General features: G+C 65.3%; 9 protein-coding genes and 2 pseudogenes. 3 read left to right on the top strand and 8 right to left on the bottom strand.

The genetic code is table 11. The features are described from left to right. Positions 1-799, bottom strand: a pseudogene (locus J3476_RS28050) (IS3 family transposase); the annotation flags it as partial. A gap of 202 nt (positions 800-1,001) precedes the next feature. Then, positions 1,002-2,800 (bottom strand): annotated as a pseudogene (locus tag J3476_RS28220) (IS481 family transposase). A gap of 187 nt (positions 2,801-2,987) precedes the next feature. Here J3476_RS28220 and J3476_RS23205 point away from each other — a divergent pair. Further along, the gene (locus J3476_RS23205) at positions 2,988-3,545 is read left to right on the top strand and encodes a hypothetical protein (protein WP_286183589.1); all 558 of its coding nucleotides are present in this window, start codon (positions 2,988-2,990) and stop codon (positions 3,543-3,545) included. Here the strand turns inward: J3476_RS23205 and J3476_RS23200 are convergent. The 6 genes from J3476_RS23200 to pcaH are packed head-to-tail and all read right to left on the bottom strand — an operon-like array spanning position 3,542 to position 8,633. Continuing rightward, the gene (locus J3476_RS23200) at positions 3,542-4,225 is read right to left on the bottom strand and encodes a 3-oxoacid CoA-transferase subunit B (RefSeq protein WP_286183588.1); all 684 of its coding nucleotides are present in this window, start codon (positions 4,223-4,225) and stop codon (positions 3,542-3,544) included. The two genes, J3476_RS23205 and J3476_RS23200, sit on opposite strands and share 4 nt — an antisense overlap. Next, on the bottom strand, positions 4,222-4,917 hold the full coding sequence (locus J3476_RS23195; protein ID WP_014211512.1) for a 3-oxoacid CoA-transferase subunit A: 696 nt from the start codon (positions 4,915-4,917) through the stop codon (positions 4,222-4,224). Before J3476_RS23195 ends, J3476_RS23200 begins: the two co-directional genes overlap by 4 nt. Beyond that, on the bottom strand, positions 4,914-6,089 hold the full coding sequence (gene pcaC, locus J3476_RS23190) for a 4-carboxymuconolactone decarboxylase (RefSeq protein ID WP_207068688.1): 1,176 nt from the start codon (positions 6,087-6,089) through the stop codon (positions 4,914-4,916). The genes J3476_RS23195 and pcaC overlap by 4 nt, the downstream gene beginning before the upstream one ends. Next, complete coding sequence (pcaB, locus tag J3476_RS23185) at positions 6,086-7,285, bottom strand: 3-carboxy-cis,cis-muconate cycloisomerase (RefSeq protein WP_014211510.1); 1,200 nt, start codon at positions 7,283-7,285, stop codon at positions 6,086-6,088. Before pcaB ends, pcaC begins: the two co-directional genes overlap by 4 nt. After that, positions 7,282-7,845, bottom strand: a complete 564-nt coding sequence (gene pcaG, locus J3476_RS23180; RefSeq protein WP_207068687.1) for a protocatechuate 3,4-dioxygenase subunit alpha — start codon at positions 7,843-7,845, stop codon at positions 7,282-7,284. Before pcaG ends, pcaB begins: the two co-directional genes overlap by 4 nt. Further along, positions 7,845-8,633: a protocatechuate 3,4-dioxygenase subunit beta gene (gene pcaH / locus J3476_RS23175; protein WP_207068686.1), complete on the bottom strand. Its 789-nt coding sequence runs from the start codon at positions 8,631-8,633 to the stop codon at positions 7,845-7,847. The genes pcaG and pcaH overlap by 1 nt, the downstream gene beginning before the upstream one ends. A 71-nt stretch (positions 8,634-8,704) precedes the next feature. On the opposite strand from pcaH, the gene J3476_RS23170 reads away from it, so the two are divergent. Both J3476_RS23170 and J3476_RS23165 read left to right on the top strand, forming a co-directional pair. Further along, positions 8,705-9,454, top strand: a complete 750-nt coding sequence (locus tag J3476_RS23170) for an IclR family transcriptional regulator (protein ID WP_207068685.1) — start codon at positions 8,705-8,707, stop codon at positions 9,452-9,454. Positions 9,455-10,415: 961 nt separating this feature from the next. Continuing rightward, positions 10,416-11,073 (top strand): helix-turn-helix domain-containing protein (locus J3476_RS23165; protein WP_373889108.1); only part of this gene is annotated, 658 nt, incomplete at its 3' end.

Raw genomic sequence — 11,073 nt, 5'->3', positions numbered from 1 at the left:
GCCTCGCGGCGCACGAAATCGGCTACCCACAACCGATTTGGCACCGAAGCATAGAACCGGCGGTCCACCAGATCCGGATACCGGACATGGCTGTCGTCGGCGACGGTGGTCTTGTGTTTGGACCCGTACCGTGCGCCCTCCCAACCGTTGTCGCGCATGAGCCGCTCCACGGTGCAGCGGGCGACGTCGTGGCCCTGGCCGCGTAGCCAGATCCACACCTTGCGTGATCCCAACGTCTGGACGAACCGACCCTTCTTCTTGTCTTCCCTTGCTGCGGTGATGATCTCGACCAACTCGGCGTCACGCAGCTCCCGCCGCGTCGGTGTCTTGGCGATCCACTCGTAGTAGGTCGACGGGCTGATCGGCACGCCATGCTCAGACAGCACGGCACACATGGGCTCGACACCCCAGCGCAACCCGGCCCCGCCGTCGGGGCCGGCCACCTGCTGGTCCTTGTGTTCGGCGATGAACCGGATCACCGTCTCCCGGGCCGGTCGAGCTCGGCCCCGAAGAAAATCGCCGCTGATTTCAAGATCTCATTGGCCCGACGCAGCTCGGCGATCTCTTTGCGCAGCGCCTTGTTCTCCTCGGCCATCTGTGTCGTCACCCCGGGACGCTGCCCGGTGTCGACCTCCGAGCGTCGAATCCAGGTCCGCAGAGTCTCGGGTGTGCCGATCCCCAACATGCCGGCGACCGCGGTGATCGCCGCCCACTGCGACGGGTATTGCGGACGCACCTCGGCGACCATGCGCACCGCACGCTCACGCAACTCGTCGGGATACTTGCTCGGACGTCCCATGACTCAGATCCTCCCAAGATCGGGAGCCTCCGGACTCGCCGGGAGGTGTCACAGCGTGTCAGTGCCGGAAACACCGTTAGATCCACAGTCCCGGGTCAAGCCCACGAAACGAGATGACGCGCATGTTTGACCGGTAGGGAAACACCTACTGCTGACTTGTGTGGTCTCAGGACATAGGTAACGAATCGTCATCGGGACATGGTTACCGCTTCCGGGGGCGGTGAGCGTTGAAGTTGCGGATGGGTTTGGTCGACGTCTGCGCGTGCAGTGAGAGCTCTTTGATGCCGTCGAGGACGCGAAGGTGATGGTCTTCGACCACGACGGTAACGATCATGCCGGCGTGTGTTCGTCCCACTCGAAGGCGCTGTCCGGCGACCATCACGACACCGTCTTTGGGGACTCGCCGCTGGACGCTCTGCGGGCCGGCTGGTGGCGGTGGGGGCAGCGCTGTAGTCGCCGGTCGGGCGCCTCTGATGTCTCGCATCTCGTTGACAGAGGATGGGTTTGAGAGTGTCTTGAGTAAGATATTGCCCGCTAAGGCGTGGACGAGCCCGACGTCGAATCGCAACGTCACCCGAGTTCCGGCGACACCGGTGCCCAACGCCAGCTCTCGACCGCGGACGACAACGATGCCGTCACGGTCGGCGGTGCGCTCGATTTCGACCGCCCTTGATCCTCCACTGGAGCGACTGTCGGGTGGCGTGGACCCGGCGGGGTCAGGTCGTCCGACTCGAACTCCGCGCAGTGACAGCCGTTCCAGGTCGGCGTTGGTTACTCTCGACGGGACGGTCTTGATCAACTCGTCGGCGAGCAGGATGTGGATGCTGGTCAGGTGGATCCACAGCGTCCACCGTCAGTCCGGCGTAGTTCTTTCCGACCCAGAGCTGCTGCAGACCCGCGATCACCACGACGCCCGACGGGGCGGTACCCGTGCCTCCATTTCGATCGGCCGCGGCCCACTGGCGACGTTCGGCGGTGCCATCCGCCGAATGGGGCTCGCCGGCTCATCGGGGTGGCCGATCTCAACGGCTGGGTGAGGTTCTGGATCGGCGGGTCGGCTGCGGAACAAGTTCGCTGGCGTAGCCGTGTCCAGCTATTGGTGGGGCCGCACGGTGTTGTAGGCGTGGACCCATTCGTCGATGGCTGCCTGGGCGGCTTCGATCGACTCGAATGCGCCTGTCTCGTCGAGAAGTTCGCGTCGCAACGTCTTGTGGAAACGCTCAACCTTGCCGGTGGTCGTGGGAGAGTGGCGTTTGGTCAATCGTGTGGTGATGCCGTTGTCGCGGCAGATCCGTTCGAAGAGGACCTCGACCGGTAATGGCCTGGTGAACTTGCTGGTGAACTGCTTGCCGTTGTCGGTGAGCATCTCGAACGGTGCACCCCAGCGGGCGATGGCGGCCAAGAAGGCATCGCACACCGCGGGACCAGACGGCACCGGCAAAACGGTGGCAGCCACGACGAAGCGTGAATGGTCGTCGATGGCGGTGAGCATCTTGTGCTCGCGCCCGTTGACCAGGCACACACCCCGCCGGCGATGTCGAGCTGCCACAGGTGCATCGGTGCTTCGCGTGCCCACCGTTTGTAGACTCGTTTATGTTGCTGCTCTTGGCTATTTATTAAGCCATTGCGCACCAGGATGCGGTGGGTCGTGGATCGCGACGGGGCTTGTTCGCCAATCTCCAGCGTCAATTCGTAGGCGATGCGCCGGGCTCCCCAGCGTCGATGGTGGCGGCGCATTTCGCAGATCAACGCTTCAACATCGGGAGAGATCCGGCCCGGGCTCGAATGCGGGCGACGCGACTGATCGGCCAAACCGCCCAGGCCGCCGGCCTCATAGCGTTTACGCCATGCCGCGACAGTCTGACGTGTCACGCCGAACCGCTGGGCCACCTCACCCACGGGTGCGCCGTCGTTGACCTCGGTGACAGCACGCAGACGGATCTCGACCGTGACACGCGCGGCAACATCGGAATCAGTCTCAGGAACCTTTGGATTGACCACGACGACACCGTGGCAGGCGCGGGTTGCCCGTCAACGATGTCCCGATGACGAACGGTCAAAGATGCCCTGAACCCATACACGTCACTGCAGTCGGGCGGGAGTCTGCGCGATCGCGTGGACACAGGGTGCGGTGTCGACGGGGATGCTCGCCGCGGGTGCCACGGCCCTGTTCGGCGGGTTGGGCTAGATGCTGGCCAGTCATGCAGTCAAGAAGATCGCGGAGCAGGACGCTGAAGATGCCGGCGCCTACAGCTTTCTCGCCGACCTCGGTGGCTGGCTGACCTTCGCAGCGATGGTGACGACGACGCTTATCGTGACCGAGACCACCATCGACTATCTGCGTTTCCTGTTCGGTCGCAGCCCCGACCTCTGGGCGACCGGCTTGATCATCGTCAGCGCTGCGATCGTCATCCTCGCCAACTTCGCGCTGGTCTATATCCGCACCAGGAATCTGCGCAAATCGTTGGCCGATCCGTCCGAGCCGACGCGCCTGGCGCTGCGTTCGATAAAGGTCCCCACCGTGACGACGCTTGGCCTGGCAATCATCGCCTCGTGGTTGGCTGTCAGCCTGGCCCGATTCCCGCAGAGTTGGTTGACGGAGCCGAACATCGCCTTCGTCGTCTTCGTCGTGATCCTCACGTACGTGCTGCCGACGGTCGTCGCAACCGCGATCTGTTACTCGGTCGCGAGCACCGACGAACGGCTCGCAATCCGGGGCTGGCGAGTGCGCCTGCCGTCTCGCTAGTGCAGCGGCACCGACATTCTGTCGCTGAGCTGACGAAGTGACAGCCCGAAGGTCTCCAGCACGCGCACCCCGCGGTCATGCGCAGAGTCGATCGCAAAGATCGCATGATCGGTGTAGACGCGGCTGACGCATCTGACGCCGGTGAGCGGATACGTGCATTCCGGCACCAGCTTGGCCGTGCCGTCTTTGGCGAACAGGTTCATCATGACGAACACGCTTTTCGCGCCGATGGCGAGATCCATGGCTCCGCCCACCGCGGGAATCGAGTCGGGGGCGCCGGTGTGCCAGTTGGCCAGATCGCCACGCTGGCTGACCTGGAATGCACCGAGGACGCAGACGTCGAGATGACCGCCGCGCATCATCGCGAACGAGTCCGCATGGTGAAAGTACGAAGCGCCGGGCGTCTCGGTGACGGGCACCTTGCCCGCATTCGTCAGATCCCCGTCGATCTCGTCGCCTACCGCTTCGCTACCCATGCCGAGCATGCCGTTCTCGGTGTGTAGCACCACATCTGCTTCCGGAGGCAGGTAGTCCGCGATGGTCGTCGGTTGGCCGATTCCCAGATTGACGTATGAACCGGGCGGAATGTCGCGAGCGATGATGGCTGCCAGTTCTCGACGGTCCAGTGGATCGCGGTCGAGGTGTTCCACAGTGCTGCGAGTGGGGACATGCAGCGTCACGACGCCACCTCCGTCATGTGTTGGGCGGTCGACAGGTCGAGAATCCGGTCAACGAATATTCCGGGTGTGACCACGATTTCGGGATCGATGCCACCCGCGTCGACCACGCGCGACACTTCGGCGATGGTGAGTGCTGCAGCGGTGGCCATCACCGGGCCGAAGTTGCGGGCGGTCTTGCGGTATAGGAGGTTCCCCGCCCGGTCGCCGATGTGGGCGCCGATGAGCGCGACATCGCCCCGGATCGGATACTCCAGCACGTAGGTCCGACCGTCGATCGTGCGCGTCTCCTTGCCTTCCGCGAGGGGGGTGCCGACGGCTGTCGGACAGAAGAATGCGCCGATGCCTGCACCCGCCGCCCTGATCCGTTCGGCCAGATTTCCCTGCGGAACCACCTCGAGCACGATCTTGCCCGCGCGGTACAGCTCGTCGAAGACGTACGAATCGGCCTGTCGCGGAAACGAACAGATGACCTTGGTGACGCGACCGGCCGCGAGTAACGCGGCGAGGCCGGTGTCACCATTGCCCGCGTTGTTGCTGACGATGGTGAGGTCAGTGGCGCCTTGCTCGATCAGTGCGTCCATGAGCACGGTCGGCATGCCCGCCATCCCGAATCCGCCCACGAGAATTGTTGACCCGTTCTCGATTCCGGCGACGGCCTGTCGTGCGGTGTCGCAGATCTCGGTGCGACTCATGGCCTCTCCCCCATGTCGTCATCGAAGTCAGGTAGGACGTCAGCGGCAATCCGGAACGCCGTGTTGGCATCCGGGACTCCGCAATAGATCGCGGTCTGCATCAAGAGTTCCTTGATCTCGTCGTTGGACAGCCCGTTGCGGCGGGCGGCCAGCAGGTGCATCTTGAGTTCTTCGTGGTGCCCGCGCGCCACCAGGGCGGTGAGCGTGATCAGCGACCGGCTGCGACGGTCCAGTCCCGGGCGCGTCCAGATTGCGCCCCAGGCATATTCGGTGATGAACCGCTGGAAGTCAGCGGTGAAATCGGTGGTCGCGGCGATGGCCCGGTCGACGTGCGCGTCACCGAGAACTTCTCGGCGAACCGCGAGGCCGCCGGCATACACCTCGTCGATGGTCGTCGGCGAACCTGTCGATGCGTGTTCGGCTATCAGCGCTGCGACTCTAGCGGGGACCTCGGCGGGAGCCAGGTGCCCCACGCCGTCGAGCACGACCAGCTGTCCGTCCTTAACACCGGCGGCTATGCGCTGCAGATGATCCGGCGGCGTGGCGATGTCCTGGCTCCCTGCGACCGCGAGCACCGGTGTGGTGATCTCGTGCAGCCGGTCGACGACGTCGAAGTCGGCCAGCGCCTCACATACCTGGGCATACGAGTCCGCGTCGGTGGCCCGCAGGGCTTCCAGAAGTGCTGAGCTGACGAGCGGCTCACGATCGGCGAAGCCTTCGGGGAACCAGCGCTGCGCGGCGGCGGCCACCATGGTTTCGGTTCCGCCCGACCGCACGGTGGCGGCGCGCTCGCGCCATGCGTCCGACGTCCCGATCGCCGCGCCGGTACACAGCACGGTGGCCGACGCGATCCGGTGCGGAGCGTCGAGCAACAGTTGCAGCCCGACGCAGCCGCCTACCGAATCGCCTGCGTAATGGAATGTCTCGGTGGTGAACCCGTCGGCCAGTGCCAACACTGCCTCTGCCAATTCGGCGATGGTGAACGCGTCCGCGGTGTCGCCGCGGCCGTGGCCTGGCAGATCCCAACCGACCACACGCCAGTTCTGGCTCAGATGGGCGGCGGCCGCGCTCCACAATGTGGCGGCACTGGTGCCCAGTGACGGCCCGAGAAGAAGCAGCGGGGCGGTGTCCGCTCCCCCGAACTCGGTGCCGACGATTCGCGGAATGCTCACGGGGCGTCCTTCAGGTAGTGACCGGCCCGGTGCAACGCGGCGTCGACGAGTTGCTCGACGGCTCCGAGGTATTCAGCACTCGCAGCGTGTCCGGTCAGGTCCGTCATTGTCTTCTGCTCGGATAGCACGCGGTCGGCGGCGCCGAGGTTTGCGCGGGCGCGCTCCACATCGATTTGTAACCCGGCCAGTAGCTCCGTCGCGTGCGCCGCGGCGACGACGGTGTGTCGTGCCAGCGTCCGCAGGGTGGCCCATTCGGCATGCCATGCACCGTCGGAGCGTTCGTCGACCGACATCGCCGATGCGGTGTGCAGTGTGGCGGCGAGCGGCGCTGCGGTGATCGCGGTGCGGCGCAGCAGCACTGAGCGCACCGGATTGCTCTTGTGCGGCATGGTCGACGAACTGCCGCCGCCTGCCTCGGCGAACTCGCCGATCTCGGGCCGGCTGCCTGTGGCGACATCGGCGGCGATGTACCCCCATGCGTCGCAACAGGAAACCAGGGCATCGCCGATTCTTGTGATGGCGGATCGCGTGGTGTGCCACGGTGGCGCGGGAGCTAGACCGAGGGCGACGGCCAGCGAGTCACTCAAGCTGATCGCACCTTCCACCGAGCCGCTCAGCTCGACGGCTGCGGCCAGGGTGCCCGCCGCACCCCCGGCTTGGACCGGCACGCGTAATTCGGTCAGCGGTTCAGCGGCGTCCAGCACCGCCGACAACCACCGTGTCACTTTCACGCCAACGGTGCTCGGCAACGCGGCCTGTGTGAGCGTCCTCGCGAGCATCGGTGTGCCTGAATGCGTTTCAGCCAGCCGCGACAGCGCCCGCACCTGGTGGGCGAGTTCCTTGCGGAGGCGGTCGACGGCGTCTCGGACACACACCATCAGTGCGGTGTCGACGACATCCTGACTCGTCAAGCCGCGATGGAGCCACTGCGCGGTTGGCTGTGCGGTACGGATGCGCAGCAGGGCAACCAATCCGCTGACCGGATTGCCATCGGCATCGGCGCCGCGGGCGATCGCCTCGAGGTCACCGTCGGCCAAGTACCCTGCGAGATCGGCCAACGCCTCCTCAGGCGCAATCCCGGCACCGACGAGCGCGGCCAGCCAGGCCTGCTCGACGGCGACCATCGCGGCGAGGAAGGCACGATCGCTCATCAGATCATCGGCACGGTGATCCCCCGGCCAGAACAGGTCCGTCATGGCCGATGTCCCGGATAGGTGAGGAAAACTGTCTCGTCGTCCCCGGCTTGAAGCCTGATGTCGAACCGCAGGCCGGCCGCCTCGCGCGTCGCGATCAGCGTCTGACGGCGCTCCCGGGCAAGCGAATTCAGCAGCGGATCGTCGGCGAGTTGCTCACACGGGACGTAGGCCCGGGTGAACAGTCGGTTGAGCAGCCCGCGGGCGAAGACGGTGATGAGGAAGAACGGTGCGGCACCAGAACGCGTGGGACCTGGCGACACCGTGGAGAAGCTGTAGTGACCCGCGTCGTCGGTGGCGGCACGGCCCCATCCGGTGAACGTCCAGCCGTCGCGACGCAGCGAGCCGGTGGCCGTAGCTATCACGCCGTCGGCGTCGGCCTGCCAGATCTCGAGCAGCGCGTCGGGAACCGGGTTGCCCGCCCCGTCCGTGACGACGCCGTGGAACTGGATCGCACCGGGTGAGCCGGGCGGCACGAGATCACTGTCGCGGTCGAACGGCAGCGCGTACCCGAAGAACGGCCCGACGGTCTGGCCGGGCGTGGCGGTCAGCAGCGTGGACATCAGTGGTCGGCTCCTTCGTCGACAGGGGTCCGGTTGGCACCGGACAGCACGATGTCCCAGCGGTACCCGGTCGCCCATTCGTGGGTGGTCACGTCATGGTCGTAGCTGGCGACCAGCCGGTCGCGCGCCTTCTGGTCGGTGATCGATTGGTAGATCGGGTCGAGCGCGAACAGCGGATCGCCGGGGAAGTACATCTGAGTGATCATGCGTTGCGTGAATTCGGTTCCGAACAAAGAGAAGTGGATGTGCGCGGGCCGCCACGCGTTGCGGTGGTTCTTCCACGGGTAGGGCCCGGGTTTGATGGTGGTGAACCGGTAGTAGCCGTCGTCGTCGGTGAGGCAGCGCCCGACGCCGGTGAAGTTCGGGTCGATCGGCGACGGATGCTGGTCGCGCTTGTGGATGTAGCGACCGCCCGCGTTGGCCTGCCAGATCTCCACTAGCTGCCGACGTACCGCCCGACCGTCACCGTCGACGATCCGCCCGGTCACGACCATGCGTTCTCCGATCGGGGCGCCCGTGTGCTGGATTGTCAGGTCGGACTCGAGTGGATGGACGTCGCGCTCGCCGAAGCATGGTGTCCACAACTCGACGCCTTCCGGATCGGCGTGGTGCAGATCCTTGGTCGGGTGGCGCAACAGGCTGCTCCGATACGGCGCGTAGTCGAGCCGCGGTTGCGTCTCTTCCACACCCGAACGCAGGTAGGCGGACTCGATCGCGCCGATCTCGCAGCTGACCTCAGCCTGACTTGCCGAAGCGCTGTCCGAGTTGATGGCGGGCGTTGCTGTCATGCGGTGCACGGTATCGGCTCCTGGGAAGTGCAGTGAAGACTAGAATTTCGCTCAGCGGAAGGATGCAAAGGATGGCAGGTAACACGTCGACCCCCGGGGCGACGGTCACAAGTCGTTTGCTGGCAATCGTCGGCGCGTTCGACGAGCGGCACCGCAGCCTGGCGCTGTCCGAGCTTGCCCATCGCGCCGGTCTGCCGGTTCCGACCACGCATCGACTGGCAGGCGAACTGGTTGCCGGACACGCGCTGCAGCGGCGAAAAGACGGTCGTTTCGAGGTGGGCAGATTGCTGTGGGATGCGGGACTGCTCGCTCCCGTCGAAGGCAGATTGCGCCAGGTTGCCGAGCCATATCTGCATGACATCTACGCGGCGGCGACGGCCACGGTGCACCTTGCGATCCGCGAGGGCACCGAGGTGCTCTATCTCGAGCGGATGATGGGCAGCACCTCGGTCCCCATCGTCAGCAGCGTCGGAAGCAAGCTACCCATGCACTGCACCGGAGTCGGCAAGGTTCTGCTTGCCTACGCACCGGAAGAGATTCAGGAACATGTGTTTGCCAACCTGATCCGCGTCACGCCGTACACGATCGTCGCCCGGCCGGTGCTTGCCGCCCAGATCGATCGAGTTCGTCGAGACGGAGTGGCGACCACAAGCGAGGAAATGTCGCTCGGCGCGTGTTCGCTGGCCGTCCCCGTGGTGCGATCGTCCGACGACACCGTGGCCGCAGCGATCGGGGTGGTCGTGCCAAGCCTGCGACGCGATCGCCAGAGACTGCTCGGTGCCCTGCAGGTCGCGGCGCGCGGCATCGGCCGCTCGCTGTGACATTGCCGCCCAGCTTCGCCCGCCCGACGACCCACAGGGCACCAAGGCCAGGCCCTCAGTGGTCGACGAGTTGTGTCGCTCTTTGCAGTTCCTCGGTATACCGCTTGTCTTGCCGATGGAGGGCAATGCATGCCAGGGCAGCGCCGGTCTGATTCGCGGGCACAGTCAGCAGTTGGATGTGCGCGCTCGAGGGTGGGCTTACGGCGCTGACGACGAGCGTGCCTTCAACCGCCCCGTGGTAGCGGAGGGGAAACGCCAAACTCCATACTCGCCCTGGTATTTCAACAGCGCCGTTGCCGCGGCATTCGGTGATCAGTAGGTCAATGTCAGGGCGTTGGTCCTATCCGGGGGGTGAACATCACCAAGCTTGCTCGATGCACCGGTACGTGGCTTCTGCTCGACAGGGCCCGGGGCACCGCCTGCCACGGCCTTGCTGAGCACGGTCTCGGGCGTAGCGCCACTCCGTCTTCGACGAGATCACTTCACTGCTTGGCAGACGGGGCTCTGCGGTTGGCGGCGTCACCCACGGTGCTTCTAACGAATGGTGGCGGCGCACATCACGAGGCCCTCGGTCGGCGCACAAGGTTTGTCGGTACCTCCGATAGGGTTTGCATAAGTTTGGTCAGCACACTGGTTCCGATTCCGAATACGGCAGAAGGTCGGCGACGGCGGCAGGCAAGGGAACCTACCTCCGTAAGCGATCCTCCGCCGGTGCGCTGGGCGCGAGAACGTCGGCCCGGCCGCGGCACCGCTACAAGGTAACCACTCGCGGATAGGCCGGTAAATATTTCAGGGTGGTTATCGCTGGCCGAGCATGGCGAGTAGCTTCAGCAGTTCATGCCGGTCCTGCTCGGCGAACTCGGCGAGAACACGACATTCGGCCGCACGCACACCTGTTGACGACGCCTGAAAACTGACCCCCTGACGACGGGTGAATTTTGACCCCCGTCTTGTTAGGAGGGTGATTTCAGTGGAGCAGTGGGCGGAGATCCGCCGTTTGCATCGCAGTGAGGGTGTGCCGATCAAGGAGATCGCGCGCCGGCTGGGGGTGGCGCGAAACACGGTCCGGGCGGCGTTGGCCTCAGATACGGCCCCGAGCTACTCGCGGCCGTCGAAGGGGTCGGCGGTGGATGCGTTCGAACCGCAGATCCGAGCGTTGCTGCGTGAGTATCCGACGATGCCGGCGACGGTGATCGCGCAGCGGATCGGGTGGGCGAAGTCGATGACCGTCCTCAAGGATCGGGTGCGGGTGATTCGCCCGGAGTTCCGCGGGGTGGATCCCGCTGATCGGGTGATCTATCAGCCCGGCGGGTGCTCGCAATGGGATCTGTGGTTCCCCGACTACCGAATCCCGGTGGGCCACAATCAGTTGTCAATGTTGCCGGTGTTGGTGATGACGCTGGCGTTCTCCCGGTACCGCTCGGCGGTGATGATCCCCTCGCGCCAGGGCGGAGACATCCTCGCCGGGATGTGGTTGCTGCTGTCACAGCTGGGTGCAGTGACCCGCAAGCTGGTGTGGGACCGCGAATCGGCGATCGGCGGCAAGGGCAAGCCCACGGCGCTGGCGGCGGGATTCGTGGGCAATCTGGGCACTCGACTCGACGGCGCCGTAGCCGCCC

Source organism: Mycobacterium sp. PO1, assembly GCF_017312405.1.
Classification (GTDB): domain Bacteria; phylum Actinomycetota; class Actinomycetes; order Mycobacteriales; family Mycobacteriaceae; genus Mycobacterium.
Note: the sequence above shows the minus strand (reverse complement) of the source record. Positions and strands in the feature narration are given on the sequence as shown.

Coding starts and splice junctions, on each gene's coding strand:
- J3476_RS23205 (WP_286183589.1), top strand. CDS start 2,988: ATGCTGGCCAGTCATGCAGTCAAGAAGATCGCGGAGCAGGACGCTGAA.
- J3476_RS23195 (WP_014211512.1), bottom strand. CDS start 4,917: ATGAGTCGCACCGAGATCTGCGACACCGCACGACAGGCCGTCGCCGGA.
- pcaB (WP_014211510.1), bottom strand. CDS start 7,285: ATGACGGACCTGTTCTGGCCGGGGGATCACCGTGCCGATGATCTGATG.
- pcaG (WP_207068687.1), bottom strand. CDS start 7,845: ATGTCCACGCTGCTGACCGCCACGCCCGGCCAGACCGTCGGGCCGTTC.
- pcaH (WP_207068686.1), bottom strand. CDS start 8,633: ATGACAGCAACGCCCGCCATCAACTCGGACAGCGCTTCGGCAAGTCAG.
- J3476_RS23170 (WP_207068685.1), top strand. CDS start 8,705: ATGGCAGGTAACACGTCGACCCCCGGGGCGACGGTCACAAGTCGTTTG.